The 21,363-nt window shown below is 35.3% G+C and carries 15 protein-coding genes; 6 read left to right on the top strand and 9 right to left on the bottom strand.

All coding sequences use genetic code 11. From position 1 onward, the window contains the following. The first annotated feature begins 147 nt into the window (after window positions 1–147). The 4 genes from FLACHUCJ7_RS05050 (at window position 148) to FLACHUCJ7_RS05035 (ending at window position 3,195) form a co-directional block, all read left to right on the top strand. Window positions 148–519, top strand: coding sequence for a DUF7793 family protein (locus FLACHUCJ7_RS05050; protein ID WP_180908122.1), 372 nt, complete (start codon window positions 148–150; stop codon window positions 517–519). A 36-nt stretch (window positions 520–555) separates the two neighbouring features. Beyond that, on the top strand, window positions 556–1,176 hold the full coding sequence (locus tag FLACHUCJ7_RS05045; RefSeq protein ID WP_180908121.1) for a helix-turn-helix domain-containing protein: 621 nt from the start codon (window positions 556–558) through the stop codon (window positions 1,174–1,176). Window positions 1,177–1,305: 129 nt separating this feature from the next. After that, complete coding sequence (locus tag FLACHUCJ7_RS05040) at window positions 1,306–2,823, top strand: MauE/DoxX family redox-associated membrane protein (RefSeq protein WP_180908120.1); 1,518 nt, start codon at window positions 1,306–1,308, stop codon at window positions 2,821–2,823. An 87-nt stretch (window positions 2,824–2,910) separates the two neighbouring features. Beyond that, complete coding sequence (locus FLACHUCJ7_RS05035) at window positions 2,911–3,195, top strand: DUF6520 family protein (protein WP_180908119.1); 285 nt, start codon at window positions 2,911–2,913, stop codon at window positions 3,193–3,195. Window positions 3,196–3,284: 89 nt separating this feature from the next. On the opposite strand, the gene FLACHUCJ7_RS05030 is transcribed toward FLACHUCJ7_RS05035, so the two are convergent. From FLACHUCJ7_RS05030 to FLACHUCJ7_RS05020, 3 genes are all read right to left on the bottom strand, one after another. After that, window positions 3,285–5,924, bottom strand: a complete 2,640-nt coding sequence (locus tag FLACHUCJ7_RS05030; protein WP_180908118.1) for a S9 family peptidase — start codon at window positions 5,922–5,924, stop codon at window positions 3,285–3,287. A gap of 1 nt (window position 5,925) precedes the next feature. After that, on the bottom strand, window positions 5,926–7,266 hold the full coding sequence (locus tag FLACHUCJ7_RS05025; RefSeq protein WP_180908117.1) for a RagB/SusD family nutrient uptake outer membrane protein: 1,341 nt from the start codon (window positions 7,264–7,266) through the stop codon (window positions 5,926–5,928). Between the two features lie 108 nt (window positions 7,267–7,374). Then, window positions 7,375–10,401: a SusC/RagA family TonB-linked outer membrane protein gene (locus FLACHUCJ7_RS05020; RefSeq protein ID WP_180908116.1), complete on the bottom strand. Its 3,027-nt coding sequence runs from the start codon at window positions 10,399–10,401 to the stop codon at window positions 7,375–7,377. Window positions 10,402–11,027: 626 nt separating this feature from the next. On the opposite strand from FLACHUCJ7_RS05020, the gene FLACHUCJ7_RS05015 reads away from it, so the two are divergent. Then, window positions 11,028–11,465 carry a hypothetical protein gene (locus FLACHUCJ7_RS05015; protein WP_180908115.1) on the top strand — a complete coding sequence of 146 codons (438 nt, stop codon included), beginning with the start codon at window positions 11,028–11,030 and terminating at the stop codon, window positions 11,463–11,465. 221 nt (window positions 11,466–11,686) lie between these two features. On the opposite strand, the gene FLACHUCJ7_RS05010 is transcribed toward FLACHUCJ7_RS05015, so the two are convergent. From FLACHUCJ7_RS05010 to FLACHUCJ7_RS04985, 6 genes are all read right to left on the bottom strand, one after another. After that, window positions 11,687–13,777 carry a type IA DNA topoisomerase gene (locus FLACHUCJ7_RS05010; RefSeq protein WP_180908114.1) on the bottom strand — a complete coding sequence of 697 codons (2,091 nt, stop codon included), beginning with the start codon at window positions 13,775–13,777 and terminating at the stop codon, window positions 11,687–11,689. 18 nt (window positions 13,778–13,795) lie between these two features. Continuing rightward, window positions 13,796–15,238, bottom strand: coding sequence for a DUF4099 domain-containing protein (locus FLACHUCJ7_RS05005; protein ID WP_180908113.1), 1,443 nt, complete (start codon window positions 15,236–15,238; stop codon window positions 13,796–13,798). Between the two features lie 81 nt (window positions 15,239–15,319). Next, a complete protein-coding gene (locus FLACHUCJ7_RS05000) occupies window positions 15,320–15,637 on the bottom strand; it encodes a helix-turn-helix domain-containing protein (protein WP_180908112.1) in 318 nt (105 codons plus the stop codon). Between the two features lie 278 nt (window positions 15,638–15,915). Beyond that, window positions 15,916–16,764: an RteC domain-containing protein gene (locus tag FLACHUCJ7_RS04995; RefSeq protein ID WP_180908111.1), complete on the bottom strand. Its 849-nt coding sequence runs from the start codon at window positions 16,762–16,764 to the stop codon at window positions 15,916–15,918. A 42-nt stretch (window positions 16,765–16,806) separates the two neighbouring features. Further along, a complete protein-coding gene (locus FLACHUCJ7_RS04990) occupies window positions 16,807–17,667 on the bottom strand; it encodes a helix-turn-helix domain-containing protein (RefSeq protein WP_180908110.1) in 861 nt (286 codons plus the stop codon). A gap of 338 nt (window positions 17,668–18,005) precedes the next feature. After that, window positions 18,006–18,716: a hypothetical protein gene (locus FLACHUCJ7_RS04985; protein WP_180908109.1), complete on the bottom strand. Its 711-nt coding sequence runs from the start codon at window positions 18,714–18,716 to the stop codon at window positions 18,006–18,008. 354 nt (window positions 18,717–19,070) lie between these two features. On the opposite strand from FLACHUCJ7_RS04985, the gene FLACHUCJ7_RS04980 reads away from it, so the two are divergent. Next, window positions 19,071–20,780: an AraC family transcriptional regulator gene (locus tag FLACHUCJ7_RS04980; RefSeq protein ID WP_180908108.1), complete on the top strand. Its 1,710-nt coding sequence runs from the start codon at window positions 19,071–19,073 to the stop codon at window positions 20,778–20,780. Window positions 20,781–21,363 lie beyond the last annotated feature (583 nt).

Here is a 21,363-nt window from a genome sequence, read left to right as displayed (position 1 = left end):
AGAGAACACTAGCTTTCTCTTTGCTAATTTTTTACGAGCAGTTATTAAATAAAAATGATTGTAAAGGATTTAACTTTGCCGTTTTTTTGTAAGTGTTCTTCTTTTAATTCTACCTAATTTGCAACTTGGAACAGAATATTTAAATGCATGATTTTTTATGAAAATGAACTTTTTATCCTGTCAATCAGCAACAGCATTGTATCTTTAGAATTCAAGTCTAAAACAATTATTAATCTTTCAGCAGCGCAAAATAGTGTTGCAACGAGATTACAATTACAGGCGAAAAATATCTACCCTTTATTTTTAGATATGAGAGGTGTAACAGATTCTGACAAAGCAGGTCGTGATTATTTAGCCCAATACGGTTTTATGCTCACCAAAGCTGTAGTTATCGTTGTTAATCCAGGAGTTTCATCAGTCATAACGTCTTTTTATCTTAAAAGGTATACAGCTGAAGTTCCAGTTAAAGTCTTTACAGAAAAATTAAAGGCGATGGAATTTTTAAATACATTCATATAGCTCATAAATCTCTGCATCGATTCTCAATTTCTGGATATGGAAAGGGAAATAGATCAACAGCGAATGAGAAACATATACCATATGCTTCTGGAGATGTCAGTAGGTAATTTTACGTACCGTATACCTCGTACCGAAAATGACGATGATTTAGAGGGATTAGCGGTTCTGATCAATATGTTAGCAGAAGAAATGAAAGAGGCAATCTTCCCTGATGGATACATCAATAAAAACCACACACACAATCACATAACTGAAACCAAAGAGGATTATAAAGCTTTGATCAAATCTTTACCCGAAAATTCAGATGTTATAATTCGATCATTCGAAGCCCGACTGATTCAGAATGTTTACGATTACATTATAGGACATTTGGACACCCCATTGCCGTCCTTAAGGGAATTATCGCAAATTTTCGGAATCAATGAATTCAAATTAAAGCAGAGCTTCAGGGAATTATTCAGGACAAGTATATACCAGTTTTATAATGAACAGCGACTTAAAAAAGCACATCTCTTAATAGAACAAAGTGTTCTGCCTTTAAAAGAAATAGCCTACATAAGCGGTTTTTCAACCTATGCTAATTTTTCAAAATCATTTAAGAAAAAATTTGATTATGCCCCCAACCGCGTAAAGAGGCAAGCAAGAACATATAAATAAAATTTTCTTTTAAAAAACTACAGTCATGGTCTTTGCTGTCCGTTTTTGACATACGATTATCCTGAATTGACAAGTGTTATTGATTTGTTTTATAGAATTTTACATCACAAATTCTCAATAACCTTTATCATGAAATTTAGCCAGCGTTATAAGTATATTTTTGTAGAAGTAGTCTGTTTTCTATATATACTGCTATTTGTTTATGCAGCGGTAAGTAAATTACTTGACTTTGAGAACTTCCGTGTGCAGCTAGGGCAATCTCCTTTATTAAGTGCTTTTGCAGGTTCGATTGCATGGCTAGTGCCAATACTAGAATTGCTTATCTCCTTGCTGCTTGTTTTAAAAAGATGGAGATTAATCGGTCTTTTTGCAGCCCTTAGTTTGATGGTTATGTTTACCGCATACATTTATATAATTTTAAATTACAGCTCTTTTATTCCGTGCTCTTGTGGAGGAATTCTTGAAAAGTTAGGATGGAGGGAGCATCTTTTTTTTAATTTAGTTTTCATAATTCTGGCAGCAGCGGATATTCTGATACTAGCCGGGATGGTGCCAAAACCTCATCTTATTTCAAAACCTGCCGTACTAGTCAGTGCTTTTTCTCTGTCTTTTTTGATTAGTTTTGGTATAGTTGGTGTGCTATTTAAGTTATCCGAAGATATCATAGACCATCGGAATAATTTTGTACGTCGTTTTCCTGGTCGTGCCGTAAAATTGCATGAAATTGATCTTAAGGTTAATTCTTATTATTTTGCAGGTTTTACTGACGACAAAATATATTTAGGTAATCAAACAGCACCTCTTTTGGTTATTGCTCTGGATACCGTTTTGCAAAAAAGAAGTGAATTTAAGATTCATCTTAATCGGACCGATTTTCAATTCCAGTCTACTCAGCTTCGAATTTCACCTCCTGATTTTTATCTCATAGACGGTTCTGTTCCTGTAGTGTATAAAGGTCAGGTTAAGGATTGGAAGGCCTATATGAAATGGAATGGAACTCCAACTTTTTCTCACTATGAGCTTATTGATTCGCTCACCTTAGCATTTCGCTCTAATAGCAATACAAACGGTGAAAGCATATTAGGATCTCTGCACTTTGGAAATGAACCCAAAGTACATTTAAATCCAAATCTATTACAAAAACAGATCGATGGAATTTTTGATGTAGATGGCGTACTTCATTATGACAAATCACTTCACAAACTGGTATACACTTATCTGTATCGTAATGAGTTTATTGTAGCAGATCATGAGCTTAATCTTAGCTATCGTGGAAAAACAATTGATACCATTAGTAAAGCTCAAATTAAAGTTGTTGAGGTTACAAGCAGAAAAGAACGGAAACTGGCGGCACCTCCCTTGATAGTCAATAAAGCAAGCGCTGTTTGTAAAAATTTATTGTTTGTGAATTCCGTATTGCCGGGGAAATATGAACCTGCTGAAATGTGGAAAGAAGCCAGTGTTATTGACATTTATGATCTCAACACCAATTATTATAAGGGCAGCTTTTATATCTACCATATCAAAAATGAAAAGCTCAAGAACTTTTTTGTACTTGATAATAATTTTTACGGGTTTATTGGCAAATATTTAGTCCATTACAAATTAAGCAAGGGACTTACAAATTCATATCAAAATAAAAAATAGAATTCAATGATGAAAATATACTGCAGTGTCAGGGAAAAGATCGAAAACCTGTAAAAGAGTAGATCGCTAACATTTAAATTAGAAATCATGAAAACAAAATTTGCAAAACAGGTTTTACCTGTTGCCGTATTCGTTCTTGCGATAGCAGGAGCTTTTACAACCAATGCCATGACTGAGCGCTCTAAAACCGCGGCACCAATTCAAGGGTATCTTAAATTGAATGAACAGGGAAATTCTTGTGAAGAGCAGAATGATGAATGTTCAACAGTTAACAATGGAGTCGTTTGTACAGTCGATTTAAATCCGTCTGGTGCTCAATTATTCGGCAAAAATTCAGCTGGGGATTGTGTACGTACTATTTACCATCCATAGTTATCTTCCTTTGAGGAAAGACAATGCAGTTCCAAAAGGAACTGCATTGTTTTTTAAAGAGGTTATTTTTTTTAAACCATGCAGGTTTTTTAATTTTCTTTTAAGTAATAATCGAACCATTCTTCTATCCGCTCAGTGAGGTCTTTTTGATATTTTTTGTTCATTAACACATGATCCTCTCCGGGATAAAGCAACATCGTATTTATTTTACCAAGACGTCGGAGTGCTAAATGAAATTCAATAGTCTGATAATAATGCACCTGTGCATCCTGTTCGCCTGCCCATGATAATAGCGGGGTATTTACTTTGTGAGCATGAAATATAGGAGAATTTCTCAGATATCCTTCATAATTTTCATACAAGGATTTTCCCATTCTGAGCTGCCCGAATTCATAATGCCAAAAATTAGGTTTTTCAAACCCCCACGTGATCCACAAATAACTGCTGACATAATCGTTAATAGCTGCACCAGCTACTGCTGCTGCAAACATATTGCTTTGGGTGATGATATAATCCGTTTCAAATCCGCCGTAGGAATGACCCGTAATACCTATGCGGGTTCTGTCAATAGCTTCACTGGCGATGATTTTTTTTGTAGCAGAGACCACACAATCTACAGCTGATTGTCCCGGATTTCCAAGTTCATAAACAATATCAGGCAAAAAAACAAAGTATCCGTTTGAGGTAAAATTGGTAATATTAAATCCTGTGGGGTTGTTCTGCGACGGATTTACATATTTGTATAATTCCTTAGACTGCCTTTCGTATACATGTACAACCATAGGATATTTTGTATCAGTTTGATAATTAGCAGGAAAGAATAGAACGCCATTTAAAACGGTGCCTTTGGAATTAGTATAGCTGATCAGTTTGGAATGTCCCCAATGATATTTGAAATGCTGTTGATTGCTTTGAAAAAGTATTTTTTCTTTTGAATTAGAATTTTCTTTAATGATTAATCTGGGCGGTAAATCATAATTTTCTTCCCTGTAAACATAACTGCCATTCTTTGATGATGGGATAAATTGACTGGTGTGCATATTTTTGTCAAGCAAAGACCGTACACCGTATTTCTTATCCCAAAAGCAATAGCCTGTATGATCTATTGCTTCGGTTTTGATTAGTAACCTTTCGTTTGCCCCAAATAGTCCTTTATAATTACCGTCGTAATTCATTTTTTTAGATTGCTCTTTTGATTGGGAAACTATTCTATAGGTCGTTTTATTTTCACGTCCTTTGGTCAATCGAAGTGCACTTGATCCATCTATGGCAATACTCCATATATCATACTTGTCATAAACAAAAAGTGTTTTACTTTCCTGTATCCATCCCGGATTTCCGAAAGGACTCGATTCTTCAGGCCAGTCAGTTTCTTCATCTGAAAAATACACACCGAGATCTTTGGTAAGGTTTTTATGTAGGCCACTCTCTATATCATATACCCACCAATTTTTATCTTTAAAATAGGCAAGCTGTTTTCCGTATATGGAAACAGTAGTTCCAGTTTCACCGCCTAATTGATTTTGTAGCACTAATTCCCGCTTTTCGGTTTGTAGATCCAATATATAAATATCCAGCGGAGCTTCTCGGTTTGCTTGTGGTTCATAGTGCTGTGGATTGTAGAGGAACGCGTATTTTTGCTCTCCGCTTAACATCATTTTCGGGTATTCATTGTCCGTAATGCGATTAAACTTATTCTCCAATGGCCACCATACCGCTACTTTTGCGATTCTGTCCCAACCTTCATTTTGCACTTTGGCAGTATATAGAAACTTATCCTGTGCGTTCCAAATTTGCGTTTGTGCGGTATCAATAGGAGTAAGTGGCTTTTGCAAACCAAAAAATATTCTTTTCCCATCCTCAGAAATGCTAAGATTTGCAAAAGAGGAGGAGATAATTTTCATATCTACGGGAAAATTATCTTGTGTTACCGGATTGAAAGTATATAATTTACGATCTGCTATGGTATAGTATCTGACATTGGTGTGGGTTGTTTTTTCTTTATCATCCAAAGGCCGCTCCAAAAATGCCAATGAATTTCCGTTCTTTTGCCAGACCAAATCAGAAAACGCAAAGTCTGTATTTGTACTGGCAATGGTAGTGACAGCGTTATCATACAAATTTAGCAGGGCAATTGTTGTAATATTGTCAACTTTTGCGCTGTATGCTAATGCATTAGCTTGTGCATTATACCAATAACGATCAACATTATTTGTAATAACAGATTTACCATTAGCTACGTTTTTTAGTTCTAATTGTTTTTTTCCGGCGTTTCCTTTCTTCAAGATTATTAGATTTCTGGGATCTGCGCCTAAATCGTATCGGAGTGCTCCTTGTATAATTTCCTGTTTGGAAGTAAGTAAGTCAACAATTTTCAGCTCTTCCTTTGAGCTCATCATTAAAAACCAGTTCTCTGCGATAAATTCACCTTTACTTGCACCGGGAAAGTTATAGGTCTTTGTTTGTTTACTGTTCTTAACAAACAAAGTATCTATGCCACTTTGATAATGAAGACTAAAACTTACCCATTTTCCATTTTCAGAAAGTTTATCAGTGTTGAGATATGCCCACAATGAATAATCATTTACGGTAAGTTCTTTTTTAGAATTGTTTTGACTTAATAGGGTGAATGGAACGAAAAATATAACCAAAATTAAAAAGAAGGTTATTATTTTGTGTCCAGATGCAACGCAATTATTTATATCATATTTTTTGTGATGGGATTTCATTTTAATTACCGGGGTTTTGTGGATTTAGATTGGGATTGAGTATGAGTTCTGACTCCGGTAACGGTAGTAATCTATCTGTTGGATTCCATCCTGCTTTGACAGGAGCTAGCGCCCCGTCCAAAAGATTTGCTCTTTTTAAATCGAAAAATCGATTTCCCTGTTCCGTGAAAAACTCTACTCTACGCTCTTGTAGGATGGCATTAAGGATATCTTGTTTGCTTACAGCGGTAGTACCTGAAAGTCCTGCTGTAGTTCTGATTTTATCCAAATCTTCCTTCGCTCCTGTAAGATCTCCTTGCTCAGCACGCGCTTCAGCACGAATCAGGTATTGCTCTGCCAAACGAAATACAATGGAATATTCTAAAGAACTTGGAGTCTTTGATTTTTGTTTGTATTTATTGACGTGATACCATTTGTCTGTACCTTTAGTGATTGCTTTTACCCAATGTACTTTGCGCTGATCTCCCGTCTCAAATGAATTTATGAGTTGAGAACTTAAGGCAGTAAGTGACGGTGGTCCAGCGTTGAATATAAATGTTTCGCCCTCCTGAGTGTTTTGTCCACTGGTGCGTGGTATAAACTGCCAAATTGTTGTGGTGCTTGCTTTAAGAAATATGGCATCCAGATTGGTCTCCCAAACATAGGTCTGTGTATTATTAATGAGGTATGAAGCAGCATTGGAAGCTTCTGACCATTTTTTGTTATAAAGGTACACTCGCGCCAGCAATGCCATTGCTACCGATTTATTGGGACGGATACGGTCGCTGGAAATATAGGCATCGGGTAAGAAGGATACCGCCAATTCCAAATCACTGATAATATGGGAATACAACTCGGCAGAGGGCATTCTGTATACTACTTTATTTTGCTGATAATTGGTGGTGATAATATAAGGGACATCGCCGTACAGGTTTTGAAGATAGAAATGCATTAATGATCTTACAAATAGTGCTTCTCCGGTCAATTGTTTTATATCTGTTTGATTCAACACTGTCGAAGCGTTTACTCCCTCAATAATCGCATTGGCCGCATAAATCTGATTGTAACTGGTGCTCCACCAGTTAAAAACTTCTGCATTGGATGGCAGGATCGCATTGTTATAAAAATCACGGGTTTTACCGGTAATACTTCCATAATACACCAGTTCATCTGTGTAGTTGCCCATTTGATTGGACAAACCCGAAAGATTACCGCTAAGAATACCGGAATCTCTCATTTTTGCATATATGCTCGCCATAGCAGCATTTGCGGTAGCCTTATCTTCAAAAACGGCACTGGCAGTAAGTTGAGAAGTAGGAAGATCAACTTCGACAAAACTATCACAACCATGCACAAGAAGCATGCAGAGTACGAGTAATCCAATAAGAAAGTTATGGTTTACCGTTTCTATTTTATGCTGTTGCATAAATCGAAAAACTAATTTTTTTTTCATGATTTTTGAATTATAATTTTAAAAAGTGAGCTGGAGTCCAGTTGTAAATACCTTTAATGGCGGAAGGCTCATACTAAATCTGGACTCTGGATCAGCACCTTTGAATGACGTAATTGTAAAGAGATTTTGCCCCTGAAATACCAGTCGGCATTTTACTCCTTTGAGCCACTGCTCGGGAATAGTGTACGATAGGGACACATTTTTGAGACGGACGTACGAAGCATCTGTTATCATGGCATCGCTTTGATAATATTTATTAAATGCATCTGCTGCCTGACTATTTACCCCTGTAGAATATTTTTGATACGTTGCATTATCTCCGGGATTTTGCCAATGGTCGATTACTGCTGTTGGTTGATTTCTCATACTGCCGGGTAATCCTGTTCGGTAAGCACCGTTATAATTCAATTGGTTCACAAACTGGAACAAAAAATCAAATTGCCAATTTTTGTAAGTAATCGTATTTTGAAAGCCTCCAAAATATTTGGGATTCAAATCTCGTATAGATTGTTTATCCTCTACTGCTGTAATTGTACCATCGCCATTGTAATCTTCAAATTGGTAGATGCCTGTTTGTGGATTTATGCCGGTGTAATGGTATACTTTTTTAATATTTAAAGGCTCTCCTATTACAAATTGGTTCTTGTAGGTTGATTCTTTTAGATTAGGAAAAGACAATAGTTTATTTCGGGCAATGGTTAAATTAAAACTGCTGGACCAGTTAAAGGACTGCCTTTGAAAATTGACTGTTCTAAGAGTGAGTTCGATTCCTTTGTTTTGTACTGTGGCATCTAAGTTTGACTGTAGAGAATTGAATCCTGTTGATGCCGGAAGTGGAATCCCGACGAGTTGATTCAATGAGCGATTACTGTACCAGCCAGCGGTTATAAAGATTCGGTCTTTAAAAAATCCGGTTTCTAATGCCAGTTCTAGTTTTTTATTAATTTCCCAGCCAAAATTTGGGTTGAACAAGCGTGTGGGCTGCAAGCCGATAATACCACCATAATTATTTCCTGAAGATCCATAGGTGTCTAAAAATTGGTAATCTCCAATCTGGTCGTTTCCAGTTGTACCATAACTTACCCTCAACTTTCCAAAACTTAAGAAATCAAGATTATTTTTTACAAAAGGTTCATTTGAAAAAAGCCACGCACTTCCTATGGCTCCAAAAGTGGCAAATTGTCTGCCGGGACCAAATCTGCTTGAACCATCCCTGCGCCCGGTTAGATTAAGGATGTAACACTCGTTCCATGAAAAATTGGCTCTCCCGAAAAAGGCTTGATATTTATAGACTGACTGACTATGTGTGTCATTAAATACGGAAAAAGCAGAAGATAGATTATAAATCAGACTATTGCTACTGAATCCGATGGCTTCCTGTACAAGCTGGTTTGCCGTTTGCTGTTGATAGGTAGCACCTAGGAGTATTTCCGTTTTACCTTTGCCAATTTTTTTTGACCACGATAATTGAGGTTCAAAAATCCATGATTTTCTTGACGTGTTATTGACATCGATAAATGAAGATTCGCTTCCTATTCCAGCGGCAGGGTCATACATAGTAGACGGTTGTGTGCGGCTATCATCAAATCGTGTATCGGTAAAACCAAAACTTGTTTTAGCAATTAAATTGGACACGATTGCATAGGATAATAAACCATTGACAAAAAGGTCATTGCTTGTTGACTTATATTTTCCATCAAGATTACTCAACGGATTGTTCCATGTACTGTTCTCCCAGTTCAAATTTCCCTCAGCGTTATATAATGCCGGAGCATTAGGGGCAAGAAGAATGGCCTGTTGTGTGATATCAACTCCCGGTTGATAGTTTTTTTGTACAGTATAGCCCATTGAAAAATTGATATTGAATTTTTTATTTTGGGACTCATGATTCAGGTTTGCAAGCAAATTACCTTTTTTGTAATCATAGTCACCGGGAAACACTGTCGTTTCTTTATGGAAATTACCACTCACAAGAAATTGTGTCTCTGAAGAACCTCCTGTTAAGGATGCTTGCAAATCATTGATCTCGGAAGTTCCACCAATGAATACTTTCTGCCAATTGGTATAGCGGTTCTGATCCCAAGTTCCATTTACATCATAGTCTGTTGGTCCATATTGTATACCATCGTTGGTGAAAGCTTCTCTGCGCATTTGCAGGTATTGCTGAGTATTCATTAAATCCATTAGTCGGGTTACTTTTCCAAGTCCTCCTGAGACATTTGCGGTAAAGCGGGTTTTGCCTTCTTTTCCTTTTTTTGTGGTGATAAGAACTACTCCGTTAGCACCTCTTGAGCCATAGATAGCTGTAGCATCGGCATCTTTAAGCACCTCTATACTATCTACATCACTTGGGTTAATACTATTTAAGGGGCTTGTAGGCCCCGGAAGAACAACTCCGGTGAGATCTGAACCTACTGAATCAGAAGAGTAAGGAACACCATCAATAATATAAAGAGGTCTGTTTCCATCGGTACGTAAACTATTTTGTCCGCGGATTTGGATATCGAAACCGCCACCGGCTACACCTGTATTTTGGGTTATATTCACGCCAGCCATTCGTCCCTGCATGGTAGCGAGTACATTTGTAACGGGTTGTTTTTCAATATCCTTCGAACTGATTTTTGAAATGCTTCCGGTGCGCTGGCTTTCTTTAACGGAATAATATCCCGCATTTATTTTTACTTCCTGAAGAGCTGTAGCATCTTCCTGCATTTGAACATTGATTACTGATCGACGGGCAATAGGAATTTCTATTGTTTTAAAACCAATGTAGTTAAAAATAAGAATATCAGTAGGTGATACTGCTATCGTAAATCTACCGTCGAAGTCTGTAATGACAGTATTTTTCTGGTTTTTTACCGAAATACTGACTCCTGAAAGTGGAAGAGTACCATCAGTAACGGTGCCAGTAACCTGCGCTTGTTGTTGTGATGTGGAAAATCGCAAGGTATTACGTGCTAAGGCTGGTGTACAAAAGAGGTAGAACCCGAAAATAAACGGATACCAAAGTGCCGCCAACCCTTTATTCAATGAAAAAATTTTCATAATTTTGGATTAGTTAAGTGAAACAATGTTTTATTTATTCTCCGGCTCTCTATTCGTGCGTCAACATTGGATAGAGGGCCTTTTTTTGTTTAGTTTCAAGAGGAAACCTTGTTAAAAATGAGAAAGTAACATGAGATTTAAAAGCCCATACTGTTTTACTAATTCAAATAAAATTTAAACAGTACAGGCACTAAATATCACAAAGGTTTATTTCATAGGCAGGCAAATGATTAATTGTTAAACAAAAAATGTTGATGCGACACTAATGAAATAAAGAAGATTGCTAAGAATAAAGCAGAGAAAAATTAAGACCTAAAAAAAGGCGCGGAACTCAGCTTATCGAACAGAGGTACTGGTATACCCACACAACAATAAGAGAGCCCACGCCAATAAAGCGTGAGCATCATACTTATCATCTCGCGTGTTAAAAATTACCAGTTTTCTGTTCGAGATTCAAAGCGAATGCTTCAAATATTTTTATATGAAGAATCGCAAAAATAAACAATCATATTCAGATTTTCTCATTGAATGATTATTTAATTTTCAAATATAATAAAAAAACAAACACATCCACCTGTAGATGTGTATATTTTTAAAAAAAGGCATTTCTTTCATTTTTTATAATCATGGAAGAAGAAGTAATAGAAATAGTAATTTCCCAATTAGATTTTTATTTAATTGAAAAAGTTAGAGATATGAGAATTAGTGCAATTCCTTATATTTCTCAAGTGGCTTTGTCACAAAAGTTAGATTTATCTGAAGGATTTGTGAGTAAAGTAGAAAACCTCAAACAAAGGGCAAGGTATAATATTCGTCTTGTCAATAGAATTGTCAACATATTTAACTTACAAAATTATGCAGATTTGTTTCCACCAGAAATTATTAAGCATGATATTGTTCGAATGAGAATAAAATTGTTTAAAAGTGCAAAGCCTTACTCTAAAAAAGTCCATGAAGAAGTTTCAAAAAAAAAATATGAAGTAATTTCTACAACACCATTAAGCGAAGAAGAATTTTTATTGTGGAAATCAGATAAATTAGAATATCTGACCATTATAAAGTGAGACACTTACTTATACTTTAATATAACAAAAAAATAAAAAGAATGAGGTTTTCCGAAAGTAATTTTCGGAAAACCTCATTCTTTTTAAAACGACTCTAAATATTCTTTTAATAGTTCTAATTCCATTATCCGATAAATAATGGTGCCGTTAATTGTTTGCTTTTTCCATATTTTTAAATCCAATCATGTAAGGCTACGCTAATAATTTCTAATAGAATAGATTTAAAAATTTGATAATTTATTTTTTGCTTTGTCAAACTCAAAAACTGTCTTCCCATCCGCACTAAGCACCACATATGCATCAAATTTCTTTCCAGACTTACTCATCATACCTTTTAAAAGAGAGGTACTTCCCTTATTAACTAAATTTTCTATATTTTCTATACTTAGCTGAACTCCGCAAATATTTCTAAATTGAATCCATTTGCAATTGTCATCGGGACATTTGACAAGTATATCTTTGATGAGTAATTGGTTGTTTCTGCATTTAGGACAAATAAGAACAGGTAAATTTTCAGTTGCTATGGAAGCATTAAGAAGTTCTGCAGTGATAGAAGTTACATAAGCTTCAATTTCTTTTTGGAATACATCAAAATCAATTTGATTATGTTCTATTTTTTCTAAAGCCAATTCCCATTCGCCGGTCATTGCTACATCTGCAATTTTCTTATCTTTGACAAGATTGTACACTTGCAGTCCTTTTTCAGTTGGTATCAGGGATTTTTTTTGTCGCTGAATATACTTTCTGCTAAAAAGTATCTCTATGATACCAGCTCTTGTCGCGGGCGTACCTATTCCAATATTTTGTAACGCTTTTCGAGCATCTTCACTTTCAATTTCCTTTCCGGCTGTTTCCATAGCAGATAAAAGCCCCGCTTCTGTATATAAAACAGGAGGCTTCGTTTTCTTTTCCAGTACAACTGCTTCTTTGATTTTAACTTCATCGCCAACTTTTAGTTCTGGCAGCTCCTGAATGTGTTCACTTTCTTCGTCAAAAAAACTTCCTTTAATGGCACGCCATCCTGCCTGCATGACTTTAGAACCTTTCAAAGAAAAATCATGATGCAAAACATTTAACGTTATGTCTGTAATTTCTTTTATACTAGCCTCGGAAACTGCTTCTAATAACCGTAGGGCAATCATATCATAAATAGAATTTTCCTTAGCAGGTAATACAGAGGGTATTTTCTCTGTAATAAGCAGCCCATGATGATCGGTCACTTTCAGGTCATTAACTATGCGTTTATTCAATCGTCCCCATTTTATTCTGGCAAAGGCTTCTTTACAAGAGGGTTTGTTTTCCAATGCTCTGACCAGATTAGAAATTTCATCCCAAAGATCTTCAGGGATATATTTGCTTCCGGTCCTTGGATAGCTGATGAATCTCTTTTCGTACAAGCTTTGGACAATAGAGAGCGTTTCTTCTGCTGAAAAGTTCAGCTTTTTATTGGCCTCTTTCTGTAGGCCCGTTAGATCAAAAAGGAGAGGAGGATGTTCTGTAATGGTTTTACTTTCTACCGAAGTAACATTGGCAGTTTTGCTTCGCTGAATGGACTTGAAAATAGCATCAGCTTGTTTTTTATCATCCCATTTGTTTTTGGATAAACTTATAAAGTTAATAAACTCTTTTTGATGGCTAAGCTGCAGCTGCCAGTACGTCTTAATTGCAAAACTTTTGTTTTCCAAATATCGTTTACAGATTAAAGCCAGCGTTGGTGTTTGTACTCTTCCTAATGTATAAATACTATTGCCTGCGGAAATACTGAGTGCCTGTGAGGCATTGATACCTACAAGCCAATCGGCACGGCTTCTTGCCCTTGCGGCCAGATACAAACCATCAAAATCACTGCCTGGTTTGAGATTATCAAATCCCTGTTTGATGGCTTTCTCAGTAAGAGAGCTAATCCACAACCGTTCAAATGGTTTCTTACATTGCAGGTATTGGTAGATATAACGGAAAATCAATTCTCCTTCACGTCCGGCATCAGTAGCCACAATAATGCTGTCACAGCTTTTTATTACCTGTGCGATGATTTTAAGCTGTTTTACAGCACCTGTATCAGTAACATAGCCTTTCGCTTTTTTTACTTTTCGAACTTTTAACAGAAAAGGCTTAGGCAATATTGGCAAGACATCTTTTTGGAAGCCTGAAAATCCATAATCTTCAGGCAAACCAAGTCCTACCAAATGACCCAAAGCCCAAGTTACCGTATAACCATTTCCTGTATAGAAACCATTTTCCTTATTTGCTGCGCCTAATAATAAGGCTATTTCACGGGCAACACTTGGTTTTTCAGTAATCACTGCTTTCATATCTTAATGTTTTTATGATTACATTTTTCTGCCTTTGCTCTTGGCTTGTGTGTTATCTTGCTCTTGTTCTTCCTGTTGTTTCTTGCTGTCAGGTTCTTTTTGTCCTGATTTTAGAGGTTCTGTGCTATTTTTAGTAGCCTCATTGGTTTTACCTTCGGAATTGACAGCTGTCTGGGTTTTATGTTCTTCGGCTGGCTGAACCTTCACACTGTTAGGATTGCTAAACGAAAAACCGGCTTTACCGGTATCTTTATTGAAAGTCAGATACCCTTTGTATTCTTTACCTTGTTTATCCACCAATCCGTCTACATAAATGGTTTTTCCTGCTGCAAATTGTTCGTACTGATGCTCACTGAGCTCTTTGCCTCGTATGGTTTTTGGAACTTCCTGGTTTTGCTGCTGGTTATTTTGGGTTTGACCAATACTCTGGGTTCTGTCAAATTGGAATTCGACATATCGTTTATCGGCATTAAACTGGACAGTAGCATTAAATGGATCCCCTTTTTTGGAGATCATACCCTCGATGTAAAGCGGTTTTCCTTCCATTAAGGTTTGTTTTTGTTCTTCATTAAGTTTGATTCCTTTGATTTCATCCGGGATTTTTATCTTATCCACATGAAGGGCTACTAATTCATTGGTAAGCCTGTCTACACTGATGATTGAGGGAACTGGTTCTCCTGTTTTGAGATTGGTAAGATCTACAACACGACCCATATTGCCGGTTTTAAGCAGGTTGTCCTTATCTTCTTTGCTAAATTCATGCCCGAAAAACGGAAAATTTAATGTTGGTTCTTTCCTTATACCGTGAATGGCAACTACAACCTGTCCTTCTTCATTTGACTGTAATGACAGCCTTGCATCCATTCGTGTGATAGCAGTTCCTAAATTAAGGCTGATGGGAACCAGTTCATTTGACTTGTACCCTTTAAGTAACGGTTCAAGCAGATTCATCTTTTCGAGTTTTTCTTTGCTGAGTCCCAGATTGTTCATGGTATCCCAATCGATTTGTTCTGGTTTAAAGCGATACTCGCTTGTTTCTGTTGTTGTTTGTGTTGTTTCCATGTTTTTATGATTTTCTACTTTGTTATCTTTTTGTAATTCCATCTTAACTTCATATTCTTTCATTAGTTTTTCGCCTTCGGGCTTTGGATTATCAATCTGTTTTTGCATTTCTGCAGCAATATCTACAGACAGCAGTTGTGGCACTTTGAAAAAGTTGAAACGGGTCGGATTTTTTAGCTGGCTAAAGAAATTGGAAAAGAAGTTGGACAGCAAATCTCCTTGTTTATCAACCCGCATAAATTGATTTTGATTTTTTTTATCAGCGGGAACTGTTTCCAATTCTCCATTTTTATCAATTCCTTTTACAGCCACAATTTTCATTTTTTCCTGGTCCAGTACTAAAAGAATGTCTGTCACTTGCTCTGGAGTTTCTTGTTTGGGTTTCTCTTGTTCACTCATAATATATTTTCAGTTTTGTTAAAGTAGGATCGAAAGTAAACCAAAGCTCAATAGCCAGGCTCTTCAAGTCTTTTTGAGGCTTTATTTGTCCGGAATTGTCTTAATATGTTTTCTCAGTGGAGCAGAAAAGCTATCGCGGACAAACTGGTTTACATCAGATAGTTTATAGTACAGTTTGCCGCTAATGGTATAATAGGGAAGCTTACCCGAGGATCGGTAACGCTGTAAAGAACGAGAGCTGACCTTCAGCATCATAAACAGATCCTGACTGTCCAGCAATTCTTCCCCATCAATAGCGCTCTTTTGTTTCTGGGCATTTTCAAAGTGTTCGCCCAGTATATCGAAGCGATCCATTATACGCTCCATCCATGACATAAATTCCATTCTGTCGATATTCATAATAGCTATGTTTTATCAATTACTAATTCTCGATTAATGATCTATGCAAAATTGGAACGCATTAATGACATTTTCTGCCAAGGCTTGCCAATTGAAAAGTATTTTTTTTGAGATTTCAGAAAAATAAACAATGCCTTGTGTATCAACGTTTGTTCATTTTTGTTGGTTAATAAACTAAGGCCGCAGGAGTATTCTGCCAATGGGTGGATATGGGCAGATACAATAAAAAAGCAGTGTTTTTATGACACTGCTTTAGCTAAGAATGATATGTATGAATTTTATAGCTCTTTATCCATATACTGATCTAAGGAAGTTTTGAGCTGGTCTAAAAACAAAGTACGATTACCTGTGCGTTCTTTCATACGGTGAAAAGCATGGTGGATATCTCCTAATTGGATACGAAACACGATTTGAAAGATTAAGCTGATTTTGCGGATTCCAGTTTTACCGTTAGAAATTGCCCCGGAAACATAAAGTGCATAAATCAGTTCTATCAGTGCATTTTTCGATTCTGTCCAGAAAACATCTTTTGCGGATTCAGCATTCTGCAAAACCATATCGGGCTTGTCAACAGGATTAATTTTGATAATCAGGTAATTGTAGAGCAGTTCATCCGCAATGATACGGGAAACTTTATAATCATAGTAAGTAGAAAATTGAGTATCAACTTCAAAAATAAAACTGTTAAGACCAGTGTTTAGATTTATTCTTCCTAGTTTAAAAAAGTCATGGTCTCTGTCCGTTCTCCCTGAGCGATAATACCGGTAAAAATCAGAATTGCAAATATGTTCTTTATATTCATTCTTCAAATGCTGCAATTCACCGGAAAAATATTTATAATACATTTTTCCTCCATTTACCGGACAGGATGTTTCTATCCTGTACACTTTATTATAGTAAATCAACTTTCCAAGTATTTGTGGCTTAATAATTCTGAAGAATTCGATTTCTTCATTTGCCTCTGTAAAATGATGCTCCAAAACTTGCTTTTTCATTCCTGACAATAAATCCTGCAGGAAAATAATCATACGATAGGACTCGTCTATTACATGCACGGATTCCAAACTGATTTCCTGTTCTTTTTTTACGATACTGTAAAGGACATCTTTGTAAGGGGATTGTATCATATTAATAATATTATGCAAACAATATAATTCCATCTTTCAGGTTCATATAGATCTCAGCCTTAAACGGTACTCCGAGGGGGACATGAAAGTTGATTTTCTAAAAAAATTGCTAAAAGATGAGGAATTACAAAAATGTAATTCCTCAATAATCTGCAAAATGGTCAAGTCATCATTTTGAAGCAAAATTTTAGCTTCCAAAATAAGTGCTTCTTCGATAAACTGCTTAACGGTCTTATTGGTGACCTGCTGTACGGTTTTACTAAGGTGTCCCTTTGTTATTAATAGAGTATCAGCATAAAACTTGACACTATGCTCTTTTGCACAATTAAGCTCTATCAGTTCTAAAAATTGGAATACCAGTTTTTCCTTTCGGGTATGTTTTTCTTTTACATTACAGGAATCTTTGCTGTATATTGAAGCAAGCACATACAACAAAAGATTGAAGCTCAGTGACAGTACTTCGTTATAAAATGGATATTCATTTGTTTTGTATCTTTTGTTTCCTGTTAAAGCAAACAAATCATTCAGCAAAAGAGAATCCTCATCCTTGAGCTTTATTTTCGACGGAAATTTTGCAATAAAAAATTCAAAGAAACCTATGTTTGGCTTTCTTATCGTATTTTTAAAGATAAAACCTGGTGTAAAAGAAAGTAGGGAAATCTCCAATGTTTCACTCATCAATGCAATCTCGCAAGAAGTTCTAACCGGTATTACAAGCAGCTCACTTTGAGATAAATAATACTCCAAATAGTTTGCCCGCAAGGTTATAAATCCTGAATTTATCAAAATTATAATGAAGTAACTGCTGTTAAAATATTGTTCCAGTGTAGCTTTCGAACAAAACCTTTCAAAAGTAAAGACCTGTAGGTCTGAATGTCGATATAATAAACTTTTCTTTATCAAAACATTAATTTTAAACATTTGCTGTGATAAACCCTAAAGAAAATTTTGGATCATTTTGTATCATCAGTCTTGATAGGAACTATTGGACATTAATATCCACATCAAGGAAACAGACACAAATAATAAATTGGCAAGATTATCTGTAAAAAACAGAAAAGCCAGCGGTCGTACAGTATGGGTTTTAACCTCATTTATCGATGGATAACCAATCATTTCATCAAACTTCGACAGCTCATAAATGAAATAAAGCTCGATAAGATTAAAAATGATTAAAAACACGCAAAAAACAGTTACGATTCTTTTTTCAATCTTGGGTGATAGATACATGATTTCTCTTTTTATAAATTATTTTGAATAATTCCTGACAGCAAAGCCATTCTTACCGTTTTAAAAGTAATTTCATCTGTGGGGATAAAATTATCATCCCTGTTACCAACAGCTGTGTCCCAATCTTTATCCCCGCGCTTTTTTTCGTAAAAAAGAGAAGAACCTGCAATCGAAGATATAGCAAGTATGACACACTTATCTTCTGATGTATAGGAAGTATCAGTGCTAATATTAGATTGATAAAGTGCTATTGACTGGAGCATACTTTGGTAATCACCATTATTGAATTCCATAATGTTTTCAATAAAGTTTGACAGACTGGATTTCCCTGCTGCTGTCATAGTAGGATTATCGACGTTTAATTCAAATAGTCCCTGCGATTGGTTTACTGCATTTCTGATTGCATCGATTGATGAATTGGTCAGGTTTAAATTACCCGCAGCCAATGATACTGTTGTATTTCCAGTGGGATGGATCGCCTGGTTAATTGAAAGAATTGATTCAGAATCGAAATTACTCTGATCATAAAATTGCGATAGCAGCTGATCGATTTGCAGAGTAAGTGAATTTTTAGCGAAACTGGATACATTGGATTTACTCAGCTTAGAGGTTGAGCCCTCAAGGGAATTAATTTCTTTTAATTCGCTATCCGCTGTAAAATCATTTGTACAGGAAATCGACAGAATTGTAATGGTAAGTACCCATAATGATAAATTTTTCATGATTAAATTTGTTAAATGTGACCGGCTACTTTTTTTTTCGCCAGTTCATTTCCCCGGGAAGCAGAACTTTTATTTAGCACGATGCCAAACTTTTTTGCTTTTGAATTCGGGACAAAGCTAGAAGCTGGATTTCAATCTCGCAAAAGATGTATTGTCGATTTTCGGAAAATAGCATATCGATTTTCGGAAAATCCATACCCTATTTTTTAAAAATATTCATCTCATTATCAATTGTTTATATTATATTTGATGTTCTTTTTTTAAAAAAACTGTTCAAGAACATTTCTGGAAGACAAAACCCCTTTCTTTAGAAATTATCTTACAAGAAAATAGTATACACTTTTATCTTAACCTATGATTAAAAAATATCTACTCGTTTTTTTCCTATGCATGGGAGATCAGATTACAGCACAAGAAAGTGCCTTTAAAATTCCGGACTCACTTCTACGTAAAGATTATGACTATCTCTATGATAGGATTGACCAATCGCAAGGTGATACTATCAGGCAGTCCTTGTATTTAAAATCATTTTTATTAAAATCGAAGTCTGAAAAAAATTTCGAGGAGATAGTCAATGGATACAAAAATTACCTCCATCATTCCCCCGATAAATTAAAACTCATTTATGCCGACAGCATGATATACAGTGCTAAGCAGTCTAAAGAGAATAATCTTATCGGTTCTGCTTATTTGTCAAAAGGTATCGTTTACTATGGATTGAAACAACATGATCAGGCATTGGACAATTACCTCATTGCAAATGATTTTATTTCAAAAACCAAAGACAATTATTTAATTCATAAAGTAAAGTATACAATAGGCCATATAAAATATTATCTAGGTTTTTATGATGAAGCCATATCGTTATTTCGGCAATGCATTGCTTTTTTTGAAAAAGAAGATCCAAGAGGTTATCTAAACTCACTTCATTCACTTGGATTGTGCTACAACAGAATTGGGAATTATGGCTTATGTTCCCAAACAAATAAAAAGGGTTTGTCAGAAGGAAAAAGGTTGGGTATCACTACGATGGATTCTTATTTTATTCATTCTGAAGGAATTAATCAATATGCGCTCAAAAATTACAGGGACGCTATCAAGCAAATCAATTATTCTTTAGCTTTTATAAAAGAAAAGAAAGACTTTGCAAACCAGACTGTTGGATGTTTTTATATTGGCAAAAGCTATTGGCAGCTAAATGAATATGAAACAGCATTGCCTTACTTTAAAAAAGTAGTTCAGATTATTGAAGCTAAAAATTATATTCGGCCAGATCTTCGTGAGAATTATGAGCTGATGATACGTTATTATAAGTCTAAAGACGATCTGAACAACCAGCTTTATTACATACAAAAGTTACTAAACATAGACAGGATATTAGATAGCAGGTATCGATATCTATCCCATAAGATCCATAAAGAGTATGATACCAAAAAGCTGTTGGCAGATAAAAAAAGTATAGAAAATATTCTTAACAGAAGAAAACACAATGATTTGATTCAGGGTTTGGTTATTGCCTTCTTATTTTTTTCCTTAATCCTTTTACTATACCGGAATATAAGAAATAAGCGTATATACAGACAAAAATACGAAGAGCTAATGACTAAAGGTAAATCCCCCAAAGTTGAAGAGAAACAAATAACAAGTGTAATTGCTGATATAAATCAGGATAAAATAAAAACATTGTTGAAGCAATTGGAGAAATTTGAAAAGGACGACAAATTCCTCGAAAAAGACTTGACTTCTAGTAAATTAGCTGTAGCCTTTGGCGCAAATGTAAAGTATCTGTCAAAAATAATTTATCACTATAGAGGAAAAAAGTTCGTCGATTACATTAATGACCTCAAAGTAGACTATTTAATTTCTCAACTGCAAAATGATAAAGCAGTTAGAAAGTATACCAATAAAGCTTTGGCTGAGGAAGTGGGATTCAGCAGTACACAAAGATTCACCAACGCTTTCTTTGCGAGAACTGGAATGCCAGTTTCCTTTTTCATTCAGGAAATTAAAAAAGAAGAAATGACTGATTTAGATGAAAATATAGGCGATAAATTTGACTATTGAAATTCCCTATTGTAATTACATTCAATAATTACACTTTTTTGTTTTTGGATGTGATAATTTATAGTATTATGATTATAAAATCTTAAAAAGTGATTAAATTCACAATTTTAAGGCACATTTTGTTATTTAACTCAAAAATAGTCTATAATCGGATTAATTAGCTGTTTTATCGATAATTGCTCGTGCCTTTTTTAATATTAATACATATATTCGAAAAAATTATTGTGAATGAAAGTACTATTACACTTATTAATATTCTGTTCTTTTTTTAACGGTGCTCTTTATGTACAAAATGAGACTAATATCATCTATTCTATTTAACTGCACGTTTCTTTAAATCCTGTATAAAATGATTAGTAAAGACCAACAATAATTTTAAAAACTCCAAAATCATTTTATTTTGGAGTTTTTTTTGTTCGTAAATACAGCTCTTTTTTCATACGCCTGTGTGAAGTCCCATTCGTAATGAAATAGATGATTCGTAGTTGGTAAGAATCAAAACAGAATTACAACGCCAACAATTATAGTCCAACAAATTAAAAATCTCTTGAATGCCTTATAAAGAATTGTTTCTATCATTAGC

The sequence above is a fragment of the Flavobacterium salmonis genome, from assembly GCF_903819435.1.
GTDB lineage: Bacteria > Bacteroidota > Bacteroidia > Flavobacteriales > Flavobacteriaceae > Flavobacterium > Flavobacterium chungangense.
Note: the sequence above shows the minus strand (reverse complement) of the source record. Positions and strands in the feature narration are given on the sequence as shown.